Consider the following 23,440-nt stretch of genomic DNA (forward strand, 5'->3'; position numbering starts at 1 on the left):
CCGGTTCGAGTTCGGAGAATGTGCGAGGCGCCGCATCGATCATCATAGGGCGCGCGCAGCCTTCCGCAGCGCGAGCCCCGAAAGAGCGCTCATAAATCGACAAAACGGGTGGAGCAGAGGATATGTCATTGCGGGTGAAGTTTGCGACCGGTTTCTACCAGTGGATGGTTCCGTTGCTGCTCGGGGACGTCAAGCCGGCCGGGGTCGACCTCGACATCGAGGTGATCAATAATCCTCGCGAGATTTTCGAGCGGATGCACAAAAACCAGGAGTTCGACGTCTCGGAAATGTCGATCTCCGAATATACGGCACAGGTGAGCAGGGGCTCCTCGCCGTTCATCGCGCTGCCGGTGTTCCCGATCCGCGCCTTCCCGCACGGGTTCCTCGTGGTGAACCGCAAATCCGGGATCAGCACGCCCAAGGACCTCGAGGGCAAAAGGGTCGGCGTTCCTTATTATCATATGACCTCGGCGGTCTATGCGCGCGGGATGCTCGAGAACGACTTCGGCGTCGACACACGCAAGATCCACTGGGTCGAGGGCGGGATGGACAAGCCCGGACGGCACGGCAATCCCGAGAAATGGCCGGACTCACCGGGGCTCGACCTCAAGGTCAACGACAGCGAATATTCGCTCGACCAATTGCTGGAGAGAGGCGAGCTCGACGCGACGCTTGGCGCGCTGATGCCGCCGTCGTGGTGGACGAACCCGGACATCGAGCGGCTGTTCACCGACAATACGGCGGCGGAGATCGATTATTATCGCCGCACCGGCATCCTGCCGGCGAACCACATCATCATCATGCGGCGCGCGCTGCTCGACCAGGAGCCGTCGCTCGCGGCGAGCCTGGTCGAGGCGTTCACCGCCTCCAAGGACCTCGCCGTCAAGCGGCTCAAGGGGCATATCTTCGGCCATTGGCCGATCCCGCTCAGCGAGCCGCTGTTCCGCACCATCGACGATGTGCTGGGCGGAGACCCGTGGCCGTTCGGGATCGAGCGCAACCGCAAGATGCTCGATGCCGTGACCAGCTTCATGTCGCAGCAGCATATGATCGAGAGACCCGTCAGCCCCGACGAGCTGTTCGCCCCAGGCATGTCATAGGCTGCGGTAGACGCCGAACCCCAAGGCAACGATCGTCCGATCGGCGCCTTGAGGTTCAGTGGGACAGGCGGCGCATGCTCAGCAGCGCCGCGCCCGCGGAGAGCGCCGCGGCGAGGAACAGCGCGACCGCACTCGACGGCGCGGAAACGCGGAACAGCAAAGCGACCGCGACCGCACCCGCGGTCTGCCCGGTGAGCCGCGAAATCGCGATCATCGCCCCCGCGCTGCCGCTGCGCTCGCGCGGCGCCGATCCCAGCATCAAGCGGTTGTTCGGCGTCTGGAAGAAACCGAAGCCAAAGCCGGTGAGCGCCATCCGCCAGCCGATGTCGAACGACGATGGCTCACCGGAGAGCGTTCCAAGCAGCAGCAGGCCCGCGGCTGCCAGCGAGAGGCCGATGCCGCCCATGATCGGCGCCGGAAAGCGCTCGACCAACCTTCCAGCGAGTGCTGCGGCGACCGCCACCGCCGCCGGCCAGGGCGTCATCAGCAGCCCGATCTCGAGCAGATCGAACCCGAACCGCTCGTGCAGGTAGAAGGGCAGGCTGATGAACGCCCCGATCTGCGCGGCGAACGAGCAGATCGAGGTCGCGTAGGAAAGCTTGAGGACCGGTATTCGGATGAGGTCGATCGGCAGGAACGGCCGCGTCTGGCGCTTCTGGTGGCGGACGAGGATGATCGCGGCGGCGATCCCGACCACGGCCTCGATGGCCGTGAGCAGCGAGGCATTGCCGTGCGCGACGCCGGAGCAGGCGAGGAAGATGGCCGCGAAGGCCACCGCCGTCAGCACGGCGACGCGATATTCGAAGCGGCTTGCGGCCGGCGGGACATGCGGCAGCGTTCGCAAACCCACCGCGACGCACAGCAAACCCAGCGGCGGACTGAGCGCAAACAGCCATTGCCACGGCGCGACGGACAGGATCGAGCCGGCAGCGAGGGGCCCGAGCGCCGAGAAGACGCCGATCACGAATGCATTGTAGCTGACGCCGCGGCCGAGCTCGCTGTGCGGATAGGTGTGGCGTACGAGCGCACCGTTGAGCGCCATGATCGTGCCGCCGCCGAGCCCTTGGACGAAGCGCGCGAGCGCAAGGCTCGTCAGATCGGTGGCGAGCATGCAGCCAATCGACGCCAGCATGAAGCCGACGACGCCGGCCAGATAGACACGGCGATAGCCAAGCACTTCGCCGAGCCGCGCGGCGGGGAGCAGGGCCATCGCAGCCGCGACCTGGTTGGCGCTCATGATCCAGGTGGCCGATGCCGCGTCGACGCCGAAGTCGCGCGCGATGACCGGCAACGAGACGGTGATCAGCGCGGTATCGAAAACCATCATCACGATACCCAGCCAGACGGCGAGGGCGGACCAGTAACGGTGCGGGACCGGCAGGCCGTCGGGTGCGGACGCCGTGGCGGGGCCGCCCGCGGCCAAGGCTTCGGATCCCCTGGTCAACGCGAGCCGGAGCCGCGGCTGCGTTCGGCGCGAGGCCCGCCCAGCAGCGCCGGCCGCCGCGGCGAGAGCCGGGGGAGGATCGAAGAAAAGCTGAAGCAAACGGACATCGAGGGGCCCGTTACAGCGGCAGCCCGGGCGCCATCAATCCGGTCATCAATATTGTCCCTTGGGTTCGAGACCGAAGGCGTGCTGGCCGTACATCGTGGCGACCACATCCCAATTGTAGCTGACATGCTTGCCGGCCGCGCGCACGTCCCGCCAGAAACGCTGCAGCGCGTTGTGCGTGTAGAGTCCCTGGCCACCGAAGCCGGCATAGACCGCCTCGACCGCCCGCACCGCCAGATCGAGCGCGAAGCCATGGTCGCGGCGGCAACGGATGCGCGTCGCGACCGAGATCTCCTCGCCGGCCTGGATCGTGTCGCGGATCTCGTCGAGATCGCGCCGCAGCAGGAGCCTGGCCGCGTCGAGGCAGGCGGTCGCTTCGGCATAGCGGATCTGCACGGTCGGGAATTCGGCGACGCGCGCGCCGGCGCCATGCGCACCGCCGCGGGTCGAGCGCTCCTGGATCGACGCGAGAAAGGCGTCGGCCGCGCCTTGCGCGCCGCCCAGCGCGCTCGAGATCAGCATCGTCGACGAAACCGCATTGAACGGGGTGCGGTAGAGCGGATTGGCGTGGATGCGCGCGCCAGGGGTGGTGCCGGCACGCAAATCGTCGAACGTGACGGCACGATGCGCCGGAACGAACAAGTCGGTCGCGACGATGGTCTTGCTCCCGGTCCCCGACAGTCCGATCGTGTGCCAATCGTCGTCGAGCGTGAAATCCCGTGCCGGCACCAGGAGGAAGCCGGGCTGCGGCCGTCCGCCCTGCTCGGCCGACTCGAAGACGACGCCGAGCACCGCCCATTGCGCGCCGTCGATGCCGCTGGCGAACGACCAGCGCCCGCTGATCCGATAACCGCCATCGGCAAGCCGGGTCGTCGCGATCGGGGCGTAGGAGCCGGCGCAGCGCGCTTCGTGATGATCACCCCAGACTTCCTCCTGAGCCTCGGCGGGAAACAGCGCGATCAGGAAATTGCTGACGGCGTAGGCGCTGTAGACCCAGGCGGTCGATGCGCAGCCGCGGCCGAGCTCGCAGGTGATGTCCATGACGGTGTGGAAATCCTGCTCGAAGCCGCCGTAGCGCTTCGGCTGCAGGACGCGGTAGAGATCGGCTTCGCGCATCACCTCGATGACCTCGTCGGAGACGCGCCGCTCTTTCTCGGTCTCGGCGGCACGTTCGGCCAGCAGCGGCACGAGGGCGCGCGCCCGCTCGAGGAGCGTGGCCGGCGAAACGGCAGCGCTGGCCGTGGGAGACTGGACGTTCATCGATTTCCTCGACTGAATGGGTGAGGCGCGGCTCCAGGCCCACCGACATGTTCTAAAGATATAACAAGATCGCCGATTTATCCACGCCGCGCAAGGCGCAAATGCCGCTGGCAAGTCCGGCAGCCCGCCAATCGCGCCCTGCCGAAGCGCGCTAGGGCTGGAGCTTAAGCGAATTACGGACCTGGTACATGTCGGGCCGTGCACAGCCGACCACATATTCGATCACCAGGCCGCTCTCGTCCTTGATCACCCAGGTGATCTGCAGCAGCGCCGAACCGATCGGCACGTTGAGATATTCGACGGCGTCAGGCCCGCCGAGGATCGCGCTGAAGGCCTGCTCGGCGGAATAGAATTTGATCTTCTTGCGGAGCAGCCAGAGCAGGGATTCCTTCTCGACGTCGCTCCGCGTGAACTGTCTGCCGAGCTCTTCGCGGGTGAAGATGCGCAGATAGAAGAAGGGCGTGCCCTTGTAGCTGCGGACCCTGATCGTCTCGAGCACCTTTTCGTCGCTGGTGAGCGCCATCGTCTTCTTCACGATCGGCGGCGGAACGACGTAGCTGAATCCGGCCAGCTTCGAGTCCGAGAGCGTCCTAAAGCTGTCGGTGAGCTGGAACAGATCCTCCATCGTATGCGGCGCGGGCGGGATCGGGACGACCTTGTTGACGAATGCGCCGACGCCTTGGGCGCGCGTAATCCATTTGTCATTCTCGAGTTCGTCGAGGGCGCGGCGGATGGTGATGCGCGAGACGTTGAACATCTTGCACAGCTCGACCTCGGTCGGAATCTTGGCGCCCTCGCCATATTCGCCCCGCTGGATGCTCTCGAGCAGGAGAAGGTAGACCTGGTGGTAGAGCGGCACCGCGGCGTCCCGATTGGCCGCCGGCGCCGATTGTGATCTGGCCATTTGAATCCGTACCCCACCTAAGCTCGTTGCGCGCCATGCCGTGGCGCCGCGTCAGAGTCGATCGCGAGACGGCGTTCGCCACTCCCGTTCCCCGGCCGCCGCGGCTTTACCCGATATTGAATATGCGATAATCGCCGCTCACAGCCAAAGGAAATAGTTGAAGTGTTGACGAGGCTTATGCTGACCCGCCGGTCGTGAGCTCCCCAAATCGATGATCGAGCGCCGCCGGCTCCTCGCTGACCCCGGGATGCTCTGCCATCAAGCGGATCGGCATGCTCCGTCACGACCCACCGTCAGCCGCGGCGACGCGCAGCAGCTATCATCCGGTGGCCGGGACGATCGTTTGCGTTGGTCTATCCCGCAGTATTCGGAGCAGACCTAGAAAAGGCGGTATTGAGCATGGCGTATTCCGGATCAGACAAAGCGGTTGGAGTCGGGCCGCTCGCGGAGGCCCTCGACACGCGTCGTGTGACCATTTGGCAAATGGCGCTGATCGTGTTGATGCTGAGCGCGCTGATCCTCGACGGTTTCGATTCCAAGCTGCTGTCTTATGCGGCGCCGCTGATTCTCAAGGAGTGGAACCTCACCCAGGCCGCCTTCTCGACCGCGCTGGCCGCGGCGATGGCAGGCATGGCAATCGGTGCCGCGGTCGGCGGATGGCTCGGTGACCGGAGCGGCCGGCGCAACGTCATCGTCGGCAGCCTGATCCTGTTCGGCGCCGCGACGATCGCCAGCGGCTATTCGTCCAACAAGGAATGGATGACCGTGTTCAGGCTGATCAGCGGCGTCGGTTTCGGCGCGATCGTGCCCAACGCCATGGCCCTCTGCGCCGAATGGCTGCCGCCGCGCCTGCAAAGCCGAGTGATCGCGATCATGGCGGTCGGCTCGCCGGCAGGAGGAATGGTCGGCGCCGGAATCACGATCACCTTGCTGCCGGAATATGGCTGGCGGGGCGTGTTCATCATCGCCGGCATCGCCACCGCCGTGCTGGGATTGATCATGCTGGTCTGGCTCCCCGAATCCCCGACATTCTCGCTGCTGAAAGGGCGCGAGAAGCAGCTGGAGAAGGATTGGCGCCGCATCATCCGCAGTCCGCTGCCGGTCGACCAGAGCGCCTTGGCCGCAGCGGCGGCCGAACGGAAGCGGGAAGGGCCGCGGCCGCGAAAATCGATCTTCGTACCGGAGCTGCTCCGCCTCAACGTCGGCATGGCGCTGCTGATCTCGACCGGGCCGTTCGCGATCTACATCTTCGGAAGCTGGATGCCGGTGATGCTGACGACCGCCGGCCTCAAGATCAGCGACGCTATCCAGGGCAGCTTCGTGCTCAACCTGCTCGCGGTCATTGCCGGGCTCAGCGCCGGCGAACTCGTCCGCCGCTACGGCACCTTGATCATGTACATCGGCTGCGGCATCGTGATGATCGCGTCGCTGGTCACGGTGGCCGCGGTGCTGGCCTGGAGCGACGCTCCCGGCCTGGGCTGGTCGAAGATCATCCTGCTTGGCGCGCTCGGCGGCTACGGCGCCGGCGGCGGCGCTCTCGTCAGCACCGCCTCTTCGAACATGACCGCCTCCTATCCCGCCGACCGGCGCGCGACCGGCGTCGGTTTCGGCGTCACCTCCGCGCGCATCGGAATGATCATCTCGATCTTCGCCGGCGGGCATCTTCTCACCGGCTTCAACAACGACCCCAACGGCCTGTTCCTGGTCGCGGGCCTGGCGATGCTGGTGGTGATCGGCAGCGCCTTCATCATCGACCGGCATATTCCGGGCCGCAGGAGCGCGAGCGCCGAACTCAAGCCTGCGCCTGCCGAATGATCGGCGAAACGGGCAGCTGACGGGCCGGCGACCCGGTCCAGCGCCGGTCGGGGCCTTTCCAGCGCAGGCTGTCAGGCGTTCGCGTGTTCGACCAGCTCGTCGAAGTCGAGATCGAGGCGGCGGATCTGCGCCGCGATCACGGGCCAGCGGTTCTCGAGAAAATCGCGGCGCTCGGCAGTGCGCAGCCGAGCGCTCGCGCCCTGCGCGACGAACATGCCGACGCCGCGCCGCACGATGATCAAGCCTTCGTCCTGGAACGTCTGATAGGCCTTGGCGACAGTCAGCGGGTTGGCGCCATGCTCCGCCGCGAGCGAGCGCACCGAAGGCATCGGATCGCCGTCGCGCACGGCACCGTCGAGGATCATCGCCGCGATGGTGTCGCGCAGGCGCAGATAGACGGGGCGTTCTTCGTGGAACATTGCCGCCATGCTGTCCTAATACAGCAGCGCGGTCAAGGTTCGCCCAGGAGAGGTCGTCCTAGCTCGTCGTGGCGTTTGGCTGCCAGGTCGACGCCACGTCCTCGAATGCCGGGCGCGGCCGCTCCTCGAGGGGACGGCCGGGCGTGCCGATGAAGAAGAAACCAGCGAGCTTCTCCTCCCCCGAGGTGAATTCACGCCTTATCTCCTCGGAATAGGTCGGCCATCCGGTAATCCAGCCGCCCGCATAGCCGAATGCCGCGGCTGCAATCAGCAGGTTCATGCATGCCGCTCCGCACGAAAGCTCCTGCTCCCAAAGCGGGATCTTGGTGCCGATCACCGGCGAGAAGATCACGACGATCAGTTCGGGCGCCTGATGCGCGAACTGCTCGTTGGCCTCGATCCTGCCGGGCGCCGGATCGGGGTCCTCGATCAGCGACGCGCGCTGGACGAGCGCAGCGAAATCGGCGCGTCTTTCCCGCGGGACATGGACGAACCGCCAGGGATTGAGCTTGCCGTGATCCGGCGTGCGCGACGCCATCTCGATGATCTCGCGAAGCTCCGCCTGGCTCGGCCCCGGGGAGACCAGCTCGCGCGGCTTGCCCGAGCGGCGGGTCTTGAGGAAGGCGAGGAGCGAGGAGCGATCGTTGAACATGCACGGGTCCTTTTCGGCAAGGCGGCGCCAGCCCGCTCTGCCGCCAGCGCTTCGGCCGAGCGACGCGAGTGGCCGCAGCGGGAGAGTGGGCTGGTGCCGCCCGAGGGGAGGCCTAGCAGCCGGAGACAGCGGCAACAATCTGCTTCACGCCGGCCGTTGCGGCGATCGACTTTGGCCCCTAGTTTGACGCACGATCAGCCGCCGCCGCGGCCTCAAGTGCATGGAGCAGCGTGTGGCTACTGAAACCGTCATCGCCCTCATCTCGGTTGGCGCCCTGCTGGTCCTGCTCGCGACGGGCGGGGTTGTCGCGGTAACCCGCAACCCCGAATTCGCAGGCCACCCCAAAGGACTGTACGTCCTGTTCTTCGCCGAGATGTGGGAGCGCTTTTCCTATTACGGAATGCGCGCGCTGCTGATCTTCTACCTCACCAAGCACTGGCTGTTCGCGGACGGGCCAGCCAACATGATCTACGGCGCCTACACGTCACTGGTCTACATCACGCCGCTGCTCGGCGGTTACCTGGCGGATCGCTATCTCGGCCAGCGCAAGGCGGTGCTGTACGGCGGCATCCTGATCGCCTGCGGGCATTTTCTGATGACGATCGAGGGAAGCGGCGGGCAGAACGACCCCGCGATCAGCATCTTCTGGCTGGCGCTGGCATTCATCATCGTCGGCACCGGCTTCCTCAAGGCAAGCATCTCGGTGATCGTCGGCCAGCTTTATCCGCGCACCGACGTGCGCCGGGATGGCGCCTATACGATCTTCTACATGGGCATCAACGTCGGCGCGGCGATCGGCACGATCATGGTCGGCTATCTCGGCGAGACCTATGGCTGGCGCTACGGCTTCGGCCTTGCTGGGATCGGCATGCTGCTCGGGCTCGTGGTGTTCATCTGGGGGCGGCCGCTGCTGCTCGGGCGCGGCGAGCCGCCGAGCCTCGACAAGCTGAAGCAGCGGATCGCCGGCGTCAGCTTCGAGAACTTCATCTATCTGCTCGGCCTTGCGGTCGTGCTTGCGACCTGGGCGCTGATCCAGTTCCAGAATGCGGTCGGCTGGCTGCTCTTGCTGTCCGGCGCGGTGATGCTGCTCTACATCGTGGTCGAGGCGTTGAAGATGCCGCGCGACGATCGCGACCGGCTGTTCGCGATCATTTTCCTGATCGCGCTGCAACCGGTGTTCTGGGGGCTGTTCGAACAGGCAGGGGGCTCGCTCAACCTGTTCACCGATCGCCATGTCGACCGGGCTGGCGTGCCTGCTTCGCTGTTCCAGTCGATCAACCCGATCTACATCGTCCTGCTCGGTCCGGTTTTCGCCTGGCTGTGGACAAGCCTGGGCCGCCGCGGCCTCGAGCCGTCGACGCCGGCCAAGTTCGGACTCGCGTTGCTCCAGGTCGGCTTCTCGTTCCTGGTGCTGGTGTGGGGCGCACAAGCGGTCGGCATCGGCAATCCGACGCCGGTGATCTTCATCTTCCTGATCTATCTGTTCCAGACGACGGGCGAGCTGTGCCTGTCGCCGGTTGGGCTGAGCGCGATGAACCGGCTCGCGCCGCGCCAGATGGCAGGGCTGATCATGGGCGCATGGTTCTTCGCGACCGCGGGCGGCAATTTCGTCGCCGGGATGATCGGCCAGGCGACCGGCGCCGAGCATGTCGGGGAGGCGGGCGGGACCGCCGCGAAGGCGCTGTTCCTCGACGTCTATTCGACGATCGGATGGATCACGATCGGCATCGGCGTGCTGGTGATGGTGGTCTCGCCGCTGGTGAAGCGGCTGATGCATCTCGATACGCTCAAGGACGAGGACGAACTCGCCGGCTACAAGGAGATCGGCGAGCGCGAGGCAGCGGGTATGTTCCCCGACCGCGAAACCAAGCCGGGACCCGACAAGATCTGATCGGTCCGCGAAACGCAGCTCGCGCTCTGGATCGCCCCGGGCGTCAGGGCGCCTGGTCGATCGCGTCGAGCACCACTTCGGGCGCGACATCTCGCTTGAGCTCATGGACTTCGGCGCCGGCCTCCTCGCCGACGCCGAGACGATCGGCGATCGCCGCGACCATCGCCACGAGGCGGGTCACTTCATGCTCGGCGAGCAGATTGATCTGGAGATCGAGATCGGCCCTCTTGTCCGCCGCAGCCGCCATGCGGTTCTGGCTGATCAGCACGAATGTGGAAAGGAAGATGGCTTCGACCGAAGCGACCATCGCGAGCACCACGAACGAGGGATCCCAGCGAGGAACGCCCGGTATCCAGCCGAGGTTGGCGATCACCCACAGCCCGAACAATGTGAGGTGGAGATAGACGAAGGGCATTCTGCCGGTGAAGCGAGTGATCGCGTCGGCGATCTTTTCCTGCCGGGTCGCCGCCGCCGCCTCGGCTTTGCGCCGGCGTTGCAATGCGTCGATGTTGCGTCTGAGCGCGGAAGCGAGATTCTCGGGCCCCGGCGGCGGAACCGTCGGACCGCGCTCCGAGCCGGCACGGCGGGAAGGGGAGGATGTTTCGATGATGCACCTCGCAGCGCGCAAACAACCGCCAGCCCTCGCGGCGGGTTCCTGCACGGCGCCGATCGCGCTATCACGCGGGCTAGGCCAAAGGCGGGCCAGTGGGCGGGATAGAGTGGCATGACGCGTAAATTCTTCGGTACCGACGGCATCAGGGGGCGCACCAACGAAGCGCCGATGACAGCCGAGATGGCGCAACGAGTCGGGCAGGCCGCCGGGGCGCATTTCCTGCGCGGCGACCACCGCCATCGCGTGGTGATCGGCAAGGACACGCGGCTTTCCGGCTATATGATGGAATCGGCGATGATCTCCGGCTTCACCAGCGTCGGCATGGACGTGGTGATGGTCGGGCCGGTCCCGACTCCGGCCGTGGCGATGCTCGCCCGATCGATGCGCGCGGACCTCGGCGTGATGATCTCCGCCAGCCACAATCCGTATATCGACAACGGCATAAAATTGTTCGGTCCGGACGGCTATAAATTGTCGGACGAGGATGAGCTCGAGATCGAGGCGCTGATCGAGCGGGGGCCGAAGCTGGTGCCGCCGGCCGAGATCGGCCGCGCACGCAAGATCGAGGATGCGCGCGGCCGTTACATCCATTTCGCCAAATCGACCTTCCCCGAGGAGCATAGCCTCGACGGGATGAAGATCGTGGTCGATTGCGCAAATGGCGCCGCCTATCAGGTCGCGCCCTCGGCGTTGTGGGAATTGGGGGCCGAGGTCGTCTCGATCGGTGTCAGCCCGAACGGGCTCAACATCAACGAAGGGTGCGGCTCGACCGCGCCGCAGGCGCTGCAGCAGCGTGTGGTCGAGGAGGGCGCGGATATCGGCATCGCGCTCGACGGCGATGCCGATCGGCTGATCGTCGTCGACGAGAAGGGCAAGGTCGTCGACGGCGACCAATTGATGGCGCTGATCGCGCTCTCTTGGGCGCGGCGAGGGTTGCTGCGCGGCGGCGCGGTGGTCGCGACGGTGATGTCCAACCTCGGGCTCGAGCGCCATCTCGAAGCCAATGGAGTGGGGCTCGTCCGTGCCAAAGTCGGCGACCGCTATGTGCTCGAGGAGATGCGGCGCGGCGGCTATAATGTTGGGGGCGAGCAATCCGGGCATATCATCCTCACCGACCACGCCACGACCGGCGACGGCCTGGTGGCGGCGCTCCAGGTGCTGGCCGAGCTGGTCGAGACGGGGAAGCCGGCGAGCGAGCTTCTCCATCAGTTCGACCCGCTGCCGCAGCTCCTGAAGAACGTTCGCTTCGGCGGCGGCCAGCCGCTGGAGAATATCGGGGTCAAGGACGCGATCGCCGATGCCGAGGCGCAGCTCGCGGGCAAAGGCCGGCTGGTCATCCGCAAGTCCGGCACCGAGCCGCTGATCCGTGTCATGGCGGAAGGCGAAGATCCGGCGCTGGTCGAGCAAATGGTCGACCAGATCTGCGAGGCGGTGAAGGCGGCCTGATGCTCGAAATGCGCCCGGACTGCGAGCGTTGCGGAGCGGACCTCCCGCCATCGGCCGAGGCCTATATCTGCTCGTTCGAGTGCACGTTCTGCGGCGAATGCGGGCCTGAGCTCGCCGGCATATGTCCCAATTGCAGCGGAGTCCTGGAACGACGCCCGTCGCGCGCCGAGGCGTTGCTGGCGCGCTATCCTGCCGGCGCGGTACGGAAGGGGCCGGGTTGAAACCACCGCGGGTGCTGATCATCGCTGGCTCCGACAGCGGCGGCGGAGCGGGCATCCAGGCCGATATCAAGACGGTGACGTTGCTCGGCGGCTTCGCGATGACTGCTGTGACCGCGATCACCGCGCAGAACACGCTCGGGGTCGAGGCGGTGATGCCGGTCCCCGCGGAGATGGTGCTCAGGCAGATCGATGCGGTCGCAAGCGACATCGGGATCGACGTCGTCAAGATCGGCATGATCGGATCGGCGGCGACGGCCGAGGCGGTTGCCGAGCGGCTCGCGGCAATGGCGGGCGTTCCGATCGTATTCGATCCCGTGATGGTCGCCACCAGCGGCAGCCTGCTCGCGGATGACGCGACGATCGCAGCGTTCGTCAGGATCATGGCGGCGGCAACAATGGTGACGCCCAACCTTCCCGAACTGGCGGCGCTGACCGGACGAACCGTCAATGATGCCGCGCAAATGGAGGAGGCGGCCGCGGCGCTTGCTCGAGAGCGGGAGATCGCCGTGCTCGCCAAGGGCGGTCATCTTGGCGACGCGATATTGACCGACCTGCTGGTCACGCCGGGGGGCGAGGTGATCCGCTGGCAGAGCGCGCGTATCGACACGCGCCATAGCCACGGCACCGGCTGTACCCTGGCGAGCGCGGTTGCGGTCGGCCTCGGGCGCGGGTTGCGCCTCGCCGACGCGATCGAGGTCGCGCGCGAGTTTGTGCGGAGCGTCATGCTTGCCGCACCCGGCTTTGGTGCCGGACATGGCCCCATGGGGCACGGCCTGGGCGAGCCCTAGACTTGAAAGAGCATGCTTCACGCTTTCGGTGAAGCGCGAAGCGCTTCCACCTCAAACAATCAGGCTCTGGCGCGGCTTTTTCCACAGCAAAGCAGGGACTGACGAAGTTTCGCTGGAAGACGCAGCCGGCGGTGAATAGGCTGCGGCGATGGCGGGACCCTGCTTCAAGATCGAAAAGAACTTCCCGGAACCGCTCGCCGGCGTCGACGAGGCCGGGTGCGCACCGCTCGCCGGTCCGGTGGTCGCGGCAGCGGTCGTGCTCGATCGGGCCAAGTTCCCGCGCGGCATCGACGATTCGAAGGCGATCCCCGCGAAAGCGCGCGAAGCGATCTATCTCAAGCTGCACAAGGTGGCGAGGATCGGCGTCGGCATCGCCAGCGTCGAGGAGATCGACCAGCTCAACATCTATTGGGCCCGGATGTTGGCGATGAGCCGCGCGGTCGACGCGCTCGGCTTCGACCCGGCGATGGTGCTGGTCGACGGCAACCGCTGTCCGCGCTGGGAACGGCCATCGCAGGCGATCGTCGGCGGCGACGCCAAATGCCGCTCGATCGCCGCAGCATCGATCATCGCCAAGGTGACACGCGATCGAATCATGGAAGAGCATGCGCGCGAACACCCCGGCTACGGCTGGGAAACCAACAAGGGCTATCCGACGCCTGAACATGTCCGTGCGCTCGATCGCCTCGGGCTGACTCCACTCCATCGCCGCAGCTTCGGACCGGTCCGCCAGCTAATGCTCGCTTTGTGAGTCTTTCGCGCCACACCACTTCATATTGAGTCTGAAGATTGGCCCCCCGGCTAGATGTAGCGCGGGACTCCTTTCGTTCCTGGAACGGTTAACAGTTGTTAACGGCTCCCCGTAAGCAGTTGTTCTTGACCGCAGAGTCCGTCTGACTCACCTTGGCGGCGTAACCGGGGGATTATCGCCAATGACCGTGATGGGGCGTGTGAGAACGAGTGCGCGGCGCGTTGCGCCGGAAACGGCGGAGGCGCCGGACCTGCCGGTCGGGCAGATCATCGAGGACGATTGCATCGCCGCCATGGCGCGCCTTCCGGCCGCCAGCGTCGACATGGTGTTCGCCGATCCGCCTTATAATCTGCAGCTCGGCGGCGATCTCTTCCGTCCCGAAGGCGGCAGGGTCGACGCGGTCGACGACGCCTGGGACAAGTTCGACACGTTCGAATCCTATGATTCGTTCACCACTGCGTGGCTCCGCGAGGCCCGCCGCATCCTCAAGCCAAACGGCACCTTGTGGGTGATCGGCAGCTATCACAATATCTTCCGCGTCGGCGCGGCGTTGCAGGATGCCGGCTATTGGATCCTCAACGACATCATCTGGCGCAAGGCCAATCCGATGCCGAACTTCCGTGGCACCCGTTTCACCAATGCACATGAGACGTTGATCTGGGCGTCGCACAGCGAGGACAGCCGTTACACGTTCAACTATCGCGCGATGAAGGCGCTCAACGACGAGCTGCAGATGCGGTCGGACTGGGTGCTGCCGATCTGCTCGGGCGGCGAGCGCGTCAAGACGGACGGGGTCAAGGCGCATCCGACGCAAAAACCGGAGGCCTTGCTCTACCGGATCCTGCTCGCCTGCACCAACCCGGGCGATGTCGTGCTCGACCCGTTTTTCGGCACCGGCACCACCGGCGCGGTTGCGCGGCGGCTGGGGCGGCGCTGGATCGGGATCGAGCGCGAAAAACGCTATGTGAAGGTCGCGCGCGAGCGAATCACCTCGACCCTCGAGCTCGACGAAAGCGCGATGCGCACGATGCAGTCGAAGCGGGCGCAACCGCGCGTCCCGTTCGGCGCGCTGGTCGAGACCGGGCTGATCGCCCCAGGCGCAACCTTGACCGACGCCAAGCTGCGCTGGAATGCCCGCGTCCGCGCCGACGCTTCGGTCGAAATGGACGGCAAGCAGGGCTCGATCCATCAGATCGGCGCCAGCGCGCAAGGGGCGCCTTCGTGCAACGGCTGGACTTTCTGGCATCTGCAGCAAGACGATGTCCTGGTGCCGCTCGACGAGCTGAGGCAGCGTTACATCCTGGGACAGGCGTGACAGTCGGACTCGACTCCGATCCGAAATGGATGCATGCAAAAAAGCGGCGGCCGCCCCTTGGACTGTCTGCCCTTTAGCGCTGCTGGAACGCCGGGGGGCGAACCGACACGGGGTCAGAAAGTGTTTCAGGGGCCGGAATCAACCGGTCTTCGAAGTGTCAGTGTTCCCTTCTGCTCTTTGATCCAGCGGCCGCCATTTCTTTTGCTTCCGATATTCAGGGCATCGGCTGGCCTAGCTTCGACCGGCATAACCTCGCCTCGCGCCGAGCCGCGTCAACCTTGCCGCGTCGCAGACTTGCCCGCGGCCGGCGCATCTGAAATGAGCACGGCCGACCTATTTGAATAGAGCCTGGTGAGCGGGAGGAGCCGAGCGCATGGCGGATAAAGTCTATCTTCGCCCGGCCGGCTTCATCGACGCGCCGTTCGGCCTCGACGGCAAGGTGGCTCGCCTGGCCGGCGGGCTGCTGTGGTTCTCCCAAGTGGAGATGATCGTCGGCGGCGCAGGCGCCACCGATCTGGTCAGCGTCCCCGACATCGATCGGTTCATCGCGGACCTAGGCGCGGACCAGCGGCCGGCCGCGGCGGCGGCCTGGGCGAACATCATTGCGCCGCGCCTGCCGCTCAAGCTCGGCGAGCGGGTGGTGCGGCTCGACCAGCCGCAGGTCGTGGGCATCGTCAACGTCACGCCTGACAGCTTCTCGGACGGTGGCCGCCACGGCGATGCCGCGGCGGCGGGCAATGCCGGCTTCGCCATGGCCGCGGCCGGGGCAGCGCTCGTCGATGTCGGCGGCGAATCGACCCGCCCCGGTGCGCAGCCGGTTTGGGACGAGGATGAGAAAGCGCGGGTGTTGCCGGTACTCGCGCAGCTGCTCGGCTCTGGTACAGCCGTCTCGCTGGACACGCGCAAGGCGGCGGTGATGGAGGCCGCGCTGGCGATCGGCCCGCTGATGATCAACGACGTTTCGGCGCTGACCTATGATCCGCGCGCGGCGGAGGTGGTTGCGCGGTCCGCTTGCCCGGTCGTGCTGATGCACCACCAGGGACCGCCGGAGACGATGCAGGAGGCGCCGCGCTACGCGCGGCCGGTGCTGCTCGAAGTCTATGATTGGCTCGAAGAGAGGATCGAGGCGGCCGTCGCGGCGGGTGTCGAGCGCTCGCGGATCATCGTCGATCCAGGCATCGGCTTCGGCAAGACAGTGCAGCACAATCTGCAGTTGTTGAACGGCCTGGCGATGCTCCACGGCCTCGGCTGCCCGGTCATGCTCGGTGTGAGCCGCAAGCGGATGATCGGCGCGCTTGCCGGCGAAGCGCCCGCCGATCAACGGCTGCCAGGATCGATCGCGCTTGCGCTCAAGGGCGCCGATCAGGGCGTGCAATTATTGCGCGTCCACGATGTGGTCGAGACGGTGCAGGCGATCCGGGTGTGGCGCGGGCTGAGGGACGCCGCGCTCACGCCTCCTCTATAACGGCAGATCTAGAGCGGAATGCGCGATATCTGGATCACGCATCCCGCTCTAATCATTTGTTACCGCATCGTTTTCTGCGCAAAACCGGTTCCCACTTTTGCGCACGATGCTCTAGCGGCTAAGATCCGCGTCCGGAGCTTTGCCAGGCGGCAACGGCCACGCCAGTGCATGCATCAGATCGGACAGAGGGGTCACGTAAGCGACGTCGGCAGGTGCCGTCGCGCGAAACTTGATCTGCCAATTGCCGTTCACATAGCAATAAAGATCGGCCTCCGATCGATACGGCTTGGGTGCGCGATTGCCTATCGCGTCGAGTGCGTAGACCGCCCTCAGCCCAGCACGGGGATGGCGCGCGGACGGCGACGGCACGGCGCCTTCTTCGACGAGCTTCGCTCCGGGATGTCGGCTGATGATGCCTTTCACCTCTTCGAACTCGGCCATGCAAAGGCTGGCCTGCGCCGCCGACAGGTCCTCGGCGGCGGACACCGCTGGCGAGGGATAGATGTAAACCGTGACGTAGAAATCCCCCAGCCGATAATTCGCGCCGACATCGGTGCCGTTCGAGGAGAAATCCATAACGTCGGTGCGGCGGAAGCGATCGACCGCGGCTGGAAAAGCCATTCCGCTCGGCTCGTGAAAAAAGGTCGCATCCGGGTCGACCCGCAGCAGTGTCTGGCCAGCAGCAGCTGAAGGAACGAGCAAAGCCGCCAAGATCCAGCCCATCGCGCACCGCATCGCGTCACCCCCCGCACAGCGAGCGGCGAATGTCGTCGGGAACGGAGGCGAAGTAAAGCGCGGGCTGAGTCGTCCCGCCCGACGGCCAAAGCTCTCTAGGCAGCCGCTTCGCCGATGCCGAGCTCGGCGAGCTTGCGGTACAATGTCGAGCGTCCGATGCCGAGACGGCGGGCGACCTCGGTCATGCGGCCGCGATAATGGCCGATCGCGAGGCGGATGACGTCGGCCTCGATCGCGTCGAGCGGGCGCAGATTGCCGTCGGGGGCGTAAAGCGTGATCCCCGGCGCGCTGTTGAACGCGGCCGCCGCCGAGGCGCCGTTGAGGACGCGGGCGTGATAATCGTCGGCGCGCTTGCTGAAGGTCGATTCCTGCGCGATTTGCGGGAAATCCGCAGCGGTGAGGGCATTGCCCTCGCACAGCACCGCGGCACGGAACAGGACGTTCTGGAGCTGGCGGACGTTGCCCGGCCATCCATAGCGCATCAGCACCGCGAGCGCGTCGTCGGTGATGCTGAAATGGCGCATGCCGGGCTGGTCGGCGATTCGCGCGAGCAGGTGGCGGGCGAGGCCGGGAATGTCGCTCCCCCGCGCGCGCAGCGGGGGGATGTCGCAATGGACGACATTGAGGCGATAAAAGAGATCTTCGCGGAAACGGCCCCGCGCGATCTCGTCGGAGAGGCTGCGGCTGGTCGAAGCGATGACGCGCACGTCGACGGTCTGGACGATGCGGCTGCCGATACGCTGGAACTCGCCCGTATCGAGGGCGAGCAGCAGCTTGACCTGGACCTCGAGCGGGAGATCGCCGACTTCCTCGAGAAACAAGGTGCTGCCGTCGGCTTCCTCGAAACGGCCGATGTGGCGGTCGAACGCGCCGGTGAATGCACCCTTTTCATGGCCGAACAGCGCCGATTCGATGTGATTGGACGGAATCGCCGCGCAGTTGAGGCTGATGATCTGCCGCTTGCCGCGCGGCGAGGCCGTGTGGATCGCCTGGGCGAGGACTTCCTTGCCCGACCCGCTTTCGCCCTCGATCAGGACCGGAATGCGCGCGCGGGCGGCCTTGGCGGCGATCGCGAGCGCGGTGCGGAACTCGGGCGCGGAGCCGACGATCTCGTCGAACGCCAGCGGCTTGGTGATCTTTTCCGAGAGCGGGCGAAGCTCGCCGCTCGATTTGCGCCGATCGGTCGCCGCGTCGAGCGCCGCGAGCAGCCGATCGGGCGAGAGCGGCTTGACCAGGAAATCATGGGCGCCGGCACGCATCGCTTCGACCGCGACCGCGACGCTGGTGTGGGCGGTGAGGACGAGCAATGGAAGATCGGGGCGCACGGCGCGGATCTGCTCGATCAGCTCGGTGCCTTCGGCGCCGGGCAGCAAATGGTCGAGCAGGATCGCATCGATGTCCTTGCCCTCTTCACCGACGAGCAATTTGTGCGCTGCGTCGACATCGGGGGCGCCCATCACCCACCAGCCGGCGCGCGCGCCGATGGCGGTCACCAGGCGGCGTTGCGCGGGTTCGTCGTCGATCAGCAACAAACAGCGGGTGGCGTCAGGCCGCATTGTGCCCCCTTTTGAGAACTTGGTTGAGGGCAATTAAACCTAGTCTCGTAAAATTCGGCTTAATGCGCTGCAAATTTGGGTTGCCAAGTCGAGCTCCCCATTTTGCGCACCGTCAAATTTGGCCATCGTGATTTGGCGTAATTTGGGCTTGGGGTGGCGCACGCAGCTTGATAAGAAGCCCGGCAACAGAGGCATGACGAGGACAAGATGGCAGCCGAGGGTCAGAGTCAGAACGACATGCAAGCGCATGTGAAGAGCTATTCGGATTTCGCAGTGATGATGAAATGGGGTGCCATCCTCAGCGTGATCACCGCCCTGATCGTCATTCTGATCATCCGCTCGTAACCGAGTGAAAATCGCGATCCTCCACGAAAGCGCAGAGGGGGAGCGCCGCGTCGCCGCCACGCCCGAGACGGTTCGCAAATATAGCGCGCTCGGCGCGACCGTGGCGGTGGAGACGGGCGCCGGGCTCGGTGCCGCGATCGCCGATTCCGAATATGAAGCCGCCGGCGCGGCCGTGGGGCCGCGCGCTGCAGTGCTTGGCGACGCCGATGCCGTGCTCGGCGTGCAGGGGCCGGACGCGGCGGCGCTCGCGGGGGCGAAGCCAGGCGCGCTGATTGTCGCCAGCCTCAATCCTTTCGCCGAGCGTGCAAGGATCGAAGCCTATGCCGCTGCCGGGCTCGAGGCGCTGGCGATGGAATGGATGCCGCGCATCACCCGCGCGCAATCGATGGACATCCTCTCTTCGCAGTCGAACCTCGCCGGCTACAAGGCGGTGCTCGACGCCGCGGCCGAATATGGCCGCGCATTGCCAATGATGATGACCGCCGCCGGCACGATCTCGGCCGCGCGCGTGTTCGTGATGGGCGTGGGCGTCGCCGGCCTGCAGGCAATCGCCACCGCGCGGCGGCTCGGCGCGATCGTCTCGGCCACCGACGTCCGCTCGGCGACGCGCGAGCAGATCGAGAGCCTCGGCGCAAAGGCGGTGTTCGTCGAGGATGTGCCGGGCATCGAAGGCGAAGGATCGGGCGGCTACGCGACCGAAATGTCCGAAGACTATAAGGCGCGCCAGGCCGAGCTCGTCTCGAGCCACATCACCAAGCAGGATATCGTCATCACCACCGCACTGATCCCCGGTCGACCGGCGCCGCGGCTGATCAGCGATGCGCAGGTGGCATCGATGCGGCCGGGCGGCGTGATCGTCGATCTCGCCGTCGAGCAGGGCGGCAACGTCGAGGGTGCGGTTGCCGGCGAGGTGGTCGAGCGCCACGGTGTCAGGATCGTCGGCCATCGCAATGTGCCGAGCCGGCTCGCCGCCGACGCCTCGGCACTCTACGCGCGCAACCTCTACAATTTCCTCAGCGCCTTCTGGGACAAGGAGGCGGGCCGCGTGCTGCTGCCCGACGACGACGAGATCGTGAAGGCGATCAGGCTGACCAAGGACGGCAAGACGGTCAACGAAAGGCTGTCGAGCTGATGGCATCGACCGGGAGCTAAAGATGAGCTTTGTATCGATCCTCTCGGTCTTCGTGCTGGCCTGCTTCGTTGGTTATTATGTCGTCTGGTCGGTCACTCCGGCGCTGCACACGCCGCTGATGTCGGTGACCAATGCAGTTTCCTCGGTGATCATCGTCGGAGCGTTGATCGCCAGCGCCGCCGCCGGCTCACCGAGCGCCAAATGGCTTGGGCTGCTCGGGGTGGTGATGGCGAGCATCAACATCTTCGGCGGGTTCGCGGTCACGGCGCGCATGCTCGCGATGTACAAGAAGAAGGAGCGGCGCTGATGCATGACGCTGCCGCCGTTCCGGCCTGGGTTGCGACTGCCTATCTGATCGCCGGCATCTGCTTCATTCTCGCGCTGCGTGGCCTCTCGAGCCCGGTCAGCTCGCAGCGCGGCAACCGCTTCGGCATCGTCGGCATGGCGATCGCGGTGGCAACGACATTGGTCCATTATGCGCCGCGCTCCCCTACGGGCGCGTTCGACAGCCTGCCGCTGGTCGAGATAATGATCGCAATCGCGATCGGCGGCGCGATCGGGCTCGTCGCCGCCCGGCGCATCGCGATGACGGCGATGCCGCAATTGGTCGCCGCCTTCCACTCGCTGGTCGGTCTCGCCGCAGTGCTCGTCGCGGCCGCCGCCTACCTCAACCCGCAGGCGTTCGGCATCGCCGATGCGGACGGCACGATCCACGGCGTCAGCCGGCTCGAGATGGGCCTTGGCGTTGCGATCGGCGCGATCACCTTCTCCGGATCGGTCATCGCCTTCCTCAAATTGAACGGCAACATGTCGGGCAAGCCGATCCTGCTGCCGGCGCGCCACCTGATCAACCTCACCACCCTGGCGCTGATCCTCGGGCTGATCGGCTATTTCGTCACCGACCAGAGCCCGTGGGTGTTCTGGACGATCACCGCTCTGTCGTTCCTGATCGGCTTCCTGCTGATCATCCCGATCGGCGGCGCGGACATGCCGGTGGTGGTCTCGATGCTGAACAGCTATTCGGGCTGGGCGGCGGCGGCGATGGGCTTCACGCTGGGCAACAGCGCGATGATCATCACGGGCGCCCTGGTCGGAAGCTCGGGCGCGATCCTCAGCTACATCATGTGCCGGGCGATGAACCGCAGCTTCATCAGCGTCATCGCCGGCGGCTTCGGCGGCGATGCGATCGCGGGCGGCGGCGGCCCGGCGATCGACCGTCCGTACAAGCGCGGATCGGCCGAGGATGCGGCATTCCTGATGAAGCAGGCCGAGCAGGTGATCATCGTTCCCGGCTACGGGATGGCGGTGGCGCAGGCGCAGCATGCGCTGCGCGAAATGGCCGATCTGCTCAAGAAGGAAGGGGTCGGCGTCAAATATGCGATCCATCCCGTCGCAGGGCGAATGCCAGGCCATATGAACGTGCTCCTGGCCGAGGCCAACGTTCCCTATGACGAGGTGTTCGAGCTCGAGGACATCAACTCAGAATTCGCCCGCACCGACGTTGCGTTCGTGATCGGCGCCAACGACGTCACCAATCCCTCGGCCAAGACGGACAAGACCTCACCGATCTACGGCATGCCGGTGCTCGACGTCGAGAAGGCGAAAACCGTGCTGTTCATCAAACGCTCGATGGGCGGCGCCGGCTATGCCGGGGTCGAGAACGAATTGTTTTTTCGCGACAATACGATGATGCTTCTTGCAGACGCCAAGAAGATGGTGGACGATATCGTCAAGGCGCTCGCTTAAGGCAGCACCCGCGCGGTCCAGAAAAGCCCAACGTTAACCGAACCGAATGCAGGTCTGTCCTAGGCAGGTGCAAGCTCCTCAAAAAGGGGCGGGGGAAGGGACGGTCCACGGTGCGCAAATTGGGTTTGATCGGCGGGATGAGCTGGGTCTCGACCGCCATGTATTACGAGCAGATCAACAAGGGCATCGCGCGCCGGGTCGGCGGCGTCGGCAATGCGCACCTGCTGATCGAGAGTTTCAACTTCGCACCGGTCGCGCAATTGCAGGCCGAAGAGCAATGGGATGCGCTGGCGGCCTTGCTCGCGGCGTCGGCCCAGCGGCTCCAGCAGGCAGGCGCCGAAGGGCTGCTCCTGTGCAGCAACACGATGCACAAGCTCTATGACGAGATCGCCGCGACGGTCGAGATCCCGATCCTCCACATTGGCGACGTCACTGCCGCGAAGATGGTGCAGGACGGGGTGCGGCGGGCGGGCCTGATCGGCACGCGTTTCACGATGAACGAGGCTTTCTATCGCGACCGCATCGAGCAGCATGGCATCGCTATCGCGACGCCCGATCCGGCGATGATGAAGGAGATCGACCGGATCATCTATGAAGAGCTGACCCGCGGGACGATCTCCCGGGTGTCGCAGCGCACGCTCAAGACCTGCCTCACGATCATGGGCCAAGCGCGCAACCAGGCGGTGATCCTGGGCTGCACCGAGCTGGTCATGCTCGTCGATCCGGTCGCCAACGTGATCCCGGTCTACGATACGACCGCGCTCCACTGCAAAGCAGCGGCGGCCTGGATCATGGGCGAGGAGGCGCAAGCGGCGCCGCAGGTTGCGCTGGCCGCCGTCGGCCGCTGACCGCGACGTTCGCCCGAGGCTTTGCCGGGCGCGGGCTTGCTCTCGGGCGTCCGAAATGGCAGTGCGCGAGCTTCCGCAGCGCGGGCGCTTAGCTCAGTTGGTAGAGCATCTCGTTTACACCGAGAGGGTCGGCGGTTCGAGCCCGTCAGCGCCCACCAGCACCTTTAGTCGGCAGTTTCCATAATCCGCGGATCCTGCATCCGCAGGCGCGCGAACTCATAGACCTGCCGCCCGATCAGATCGAGCTGCGCCGCCGCGCCTTCGTCGCTGCATTGGCCATCGTTGAAGATGCGGGCGGAGGTGTTGATCGCCGCGCCGAGCGGGGTCGGCCAGCCACGCAGCGCATGGACGATGGACCGCAAGGTCGCCAGCGTGCTGCCGGTTGCCTGCCAGCCATAGGCCGTGACGATAAGCCCGACCGGGACGCCGTCGAGATAGACGCGTTTGTCCTTGGCCGTATCCTCGAGATAATCGAGCGCATTCTTCACCATCCCGGAAATCGAGCCGTGATACGCCGGGCTGGCGACGATCACGCCATCAGCCTGGCGGATACATTCGACCAGCTCGCGGCCTTGGGCGGACTCGCGGCTTTCGGGGGTGAGATAATGGGGCAGGACGCTGATCGTCTCGTTGCCGAACAGCCGCACCCGCGCTCCCTCGCGCTCGGCGGAAGCGAGCGCCAGCGCCAAGGCTTGCTCGGTCGATGAACCCGGCAAGGCGGTTCCGCCAATACCAACAATCAAGGGTTGCGCTACCGCCATTCGGCTCTCCTGAGTTCAGGAGCGATGCTGTTGCGCCTCCTGCTTGTCAAGGCGCGAGCCCGGCCAATCATTGCTTGCGCCGGTGAGCCCGCGAGCCACCGCACAGGCAGGCGACACGGGCCGCACGG

At 65.7% G+C, this 23,440-nt stretch carries 23 protein-coding genes and 1 tRNA gene; 15 read left to right on the plus strand and 9 right to left on the minus strand.

The window, feature by feature from the left end:
• The first annotated feature begins 134 nt into the window (after window positions 1-134).
• Window positions 135-1,100, plus strand: coding sequence for a PhnD/SsuA/transferrin family substrate-binding protein (locus tag V6M48_RS07320; protein WP_332811912.1), 966 nt, complete (start codon window positions 135-137; stop codon window positions 1,098-1,100).
• Window positions 1,101-1,155: 55 nt separating this feature from the next.
• Here V6M48_RS07320 and V6M48_RS07325 read toward each other — a convergent pair whose 3' ends face one another.
• The 3 genes from V6M48_RS07325 to V6M48_RS07335 all read right to left on the minus strand — a co-directional run bounded on the left by V6M48_RS07325 (window position 1,156) and on the right by V6M48_RS07335 (window position 4,813).
• Window positions 1,156-2,523 (minus strand): MFS transporter, encoded by a 1,368-nt coding sequence (locus V6M48_RS07325; protein WP_332811878.1) that lies wholly within the window; start codon window positions 2,521-2,523, stop codon window positions 1,156-1,158.
• Between the two features lie 174 nt (window positions 2,524-2,697).
• Window positions 2,698-3,909, minus strand: a complete 1,212-nt coding sequence (locus tag V6M48_RS07330) for an acyl-CoA dehydrogenase family protein (protein ID WP_332811879.1) — start codon at window positions 3,907-3,909, stop codon at window positions 2,698-2,700.
• A gap of 151 nt (window positions 3,910-4,060) precedes the next feature.
• Window positions 4,061-4,813: a GntR family transcriptional regulator gene (locus V6M48_RS07335; RefSeq protein ID WP_332811880.1), complete on the minus strand. Its 753-nt coding sequence runs from the start codon at window positions 4,811-4,813 to the stop codon at window positions 4,061-4,063.
• A gap of 483 nt (window positions 4,814-5,296) precedes the next feature.
• On the opposite strand from V6M48_RS07335, the gene V6M48_RS07340 reads away from it, so the two are divergent.
• Window positions 5,297-6,628: an MFS transporter gene (locus tag V6M48_RS07340; protein WP_332811881.1), complete on the plus strand. Its 1,332-nt coding sequence runs from the start codon at window positions 5,297-5,299 to the stop codon at window positions 6,626-6,628.
• A gap of 71 nt (window positions 6,629-6,699) precedes the next feature.
• Here the strand turns inward: V6M48_RS07340 and V6M48_RS07345 are convergent, their stop codons facing one another.
• Together V6M48_RS07345 and V6M48_RS07350 are read right to left on the minus strand one after the other, a co-directional pair.
• A complete protein-coding gene (locus V6M48_RS07345; protein WP_332811913.1) occupies window positions 6,700-7,047 on the minus strand; it encodes a GntR family transcriptional regulator in 348 nt (115 codons plus the stop codon).
• 58 nt (window positions 7,048-7,105) lie between these two features.
• On the minus strand, window positions 7,106-7,699 hold the full coding sequence (locus V6M48_RS07350) for a nitroreductase family protein (RefSeq protein WP_332811882.1): 594 nt from the start codon (window positions 7,697-7,699) through the stop codon (window positions 7,106-7,108).
• 232 nt (window positions 7,700-7,931) lie between these two features.
• Between V6M48_RS07350 and V6M48_RS07355 the strand changes: the two genes are divergently transcribed.
• On the plus strand, window positions 7,932-9,590 hold the full coding sequence (locus V6M48_RS07355; RefSeq protein ID WP_332811883.1) for a peptide MFS transporter: 1,659 nt from the start codon (window positions 7,932-7,934) through the stop codon (window positions 9,588-9,590).
• A 43-nt stretch (window positions 9,591-9,633) separates the two neighbouring features.
• Here V6M48_RS07355 and V6M48_RS07360 read toward each other — a convergent pair whose 3' ends face one another.
• Window positions 9,634-10,089 carry a DUF1003 domain-containing protein gene (locus tag V6M48_RS07360; protein ID WP_332811884.1) on the minus strand — a complete coding sequence of 152 codons (456 nt, stop codon included), beginning with the start codon at window positions 10,087-10,089 and terminating at the stop codon, window positions 9,634-9,636.
• 225 nt (window positions 10,090-10,314) lie between these two features.
• On the opposite strand from V6M48_RS07360, the gene glmM reads away from it, so the two are divergent.
• The 6 genes from glmM (at window position 10,315) to folP (ending at window position 16,189) form a co-directional block, all read left to right on the plus strand.
• Window positions 10,315-11,649 (plus strand): phosphoglucosamine mutase, encoded by a 1,335-nt coding sequence (glmM, locus tag V6M48_RS07365; protein ID WP_332811885.1) that lies wholly within the window; start codon window positions 10,315-10,317, stop codon window positions 11,647-11,649.
• Window positions 11,649-11,870, plus strand: a complete 222-nt coding sequence (locus V6M48_RS07370) for a DUF1272 domain-containing protein (RefSeq protein ID WP_332811886.1) — start codon at window positions 11,649-11,651, stop codon at window positions 11,868-11,870. Before glmM ends, V6M48_RS07370 begins: the two co-directional genes overlap by 1 nt.
• Window positions 11,867-12,658, plus strand: a complete 792-nt coding sequence (gene thiD, locus V6M48_RS07375; protein ID WP_332811887.1) for a bifunctional hydroxymethylpyrimidine kinase/phosphomethylpyrimidine kinase — start codon at window positions 11,867-11,869, stop codon at window positions 12,656-12,658. Before V6M48_RS07370 ends, thiD begins: the two co-directional genes overlap by 4 nt.
• Window positions 12,659-12,806: 148 nt before the next feature.
• Complete coding sequence (locus V6M48_RS07380) at window positions 12,807-13,409, plus strand: ribonuclease HII (RefSeq protein ID WP_332811888.1); 603 nt, start codon at window positions 12,807-12,809, stop codon at window positions 13,407-13,409.
• 181 nt (window positions 13,410-13,590) lie between these two features.
• Window positions 13,591-14,724: a site-specific DNA-methyltransferase gene (locus V6M48_RS07385; RefSeq protein WP_332811889.1), complete on the plus strand. Its 1,134-nt coding sequence runs from the start codon at window positions 13,591-13,593 to the stop codon at window positions 14,722-14,724.
• A 373-nt stretch (window positions 14,725-15,097) separates the two neighbouring features.
• A complete protein-coding gene (gene folP, locus V6M48_RS07390; protein WP_332811890.1) occupies window positions 15,098-16,189 on the plus strand; it encodes a dihydropteroate synthase in 1,092 nt (363 codons plus the stop codon).
• A 111-nt stretch (window positions 16,190-16,300) separates the two neighbouring features.
• On the opposite strand, the gene V6M48_RS07395 is transcribed toward folP, so the two are convergent.
• Together V6M48_RS07395 and V6M48_RS07400 are read right to left on the minus strand one after the other, a co-directional pair.
• Window positions 16,301-16,810 (minus strand): hypothetical protein, encoded by a 510-nt coding sequence (locus tag V6M48_RS07395; RefSeq protein WP_332811891.1) that lies wholly within the window; start codon window positions 16,808-16,810, stop codon window positions 16,301-16,303.
• Between the two features lie 209 nt (window positions 16,811-17,019).
• Window positions 17,020-18,480 carry a sigma-54-dependent transcriptional regulator gene (locus V6M48_RS07400; RefSeq protein ID WP_332811892.1) on the minus strand — a complete coding sequence of 487 codons (1,461 nt, stop codon included), beginning with the start codon at window positions 18,478-18,480 and terminating at the stop codon, window positions 17,020-17,022.
• 207 nt (window positions 18,481-18,687) lie between these two features.
• On the opposite strand from V6M48_RS07400, the gene V6M48_RS07405 reads away from it, so the two are divergent.
• The 6 genes from V6M48_RS07405 (at window position 18,688) to V6M48_RS07430 (ending at window position 22,709) form a co-directional block, all read left to right on the plus strand.
• A complete protein-coding gene (locus V6M48_RS07405; protein ID WP_332811893.1) occupies window positions 18,688-18,825 on the plus strand; it encodes an aa3-type cytochrome c oxidase subunit IV in 138 nt (45 codons plus the stop codon).
• A gap of 4 nt (window positions 18,826-18,829) precedes the next feature.
• Entirely contained in the window at window positions 18,830-19,957 is a 1,128-nt protein-coding gene (locus V6M48_RS07410; RefSeq protein WP_332811894.1) for an NAD(P) transhydrogenase subunit alpha, read from the plus strand.
• A 22-nt stretch (window positions 19,958-19,979) separates the two neighbouring features.
• Window positions 19,980-20,264, plus strand: a complete 285-nt coding sequence (locus V6M48_RS07415) for a proton-translocating transhydrogenase family protein (RefSeq protein ID WP_332811895.1) — start codon at window positions 19,980-19,982, stop codon at window positions 20,262-20,264.
• Complete coding sequence (locus tag V6M48_RS07420; protein WP_332811896.1) at window positions 20,264-21,703, plus strand: NAD(P)(+) transhydrogenase (Re/Si-specific) subunit beta; 1,440 nt, start codon at window positions 20,264-20,266, stop codon at window positions 21,701-21,703. Before V6M48_RS07415 ends, V6M48_RS07420 begins: the two co-directional genes overlap by 1 nt.
• Before the next feature lie 110 nt (window positions 21,704-21,813).
• The gene (locus tag V6M48_RS07425) at window positions 21,814-22,551 is read left to right on the plus strand and encodes an aspartate/glutamate racemase family protein (protein ID WP_332811897.1); all 738 of its coding nucleotides are present in this window, start codon (window positions 21,814-21,816) and stop codon (window positions 22,549-22,551) included.
• 82 nt (window positions 22,552-22,633) lie between these two features.
• Window positions 22,634-22,709 (plus strand) — tRNA-Val (locus V6M48_RS07430).
• 6 nt (window positions 22,710-22,715) lie between these two features.
• Here the strand turns inward: V6M48_RS07430 and V6M48_RS07435 are convergent.
• Window positions 22,716-23,312 carry an NADPH-dependent FMN reductase gene (locus tag V6M48_RS07435; RefSeq protein WP_332811898.1) on the minus strand — a complete coding sequence of 199 codons (597 nt, stop codon included), beginning with the start codon at window positions 23,310-23,312 and terminating at the stop codon, window positions 22,716-22,718.
• Between the last annotated feature and the right edge of the window lie 128 nt (window positions 23,313-23,440).

Origin of the sequence: Sphingomonas sp. (genome assembly GCF_036677245.1) — a bacterium.
Taxonomy (GTDB): domain Bacteria; phylum Pseudomonadota; class Alphaproteobacteria; order Sphingomonadales; family Sphingomonadaceae; genus Allosphingosinicella.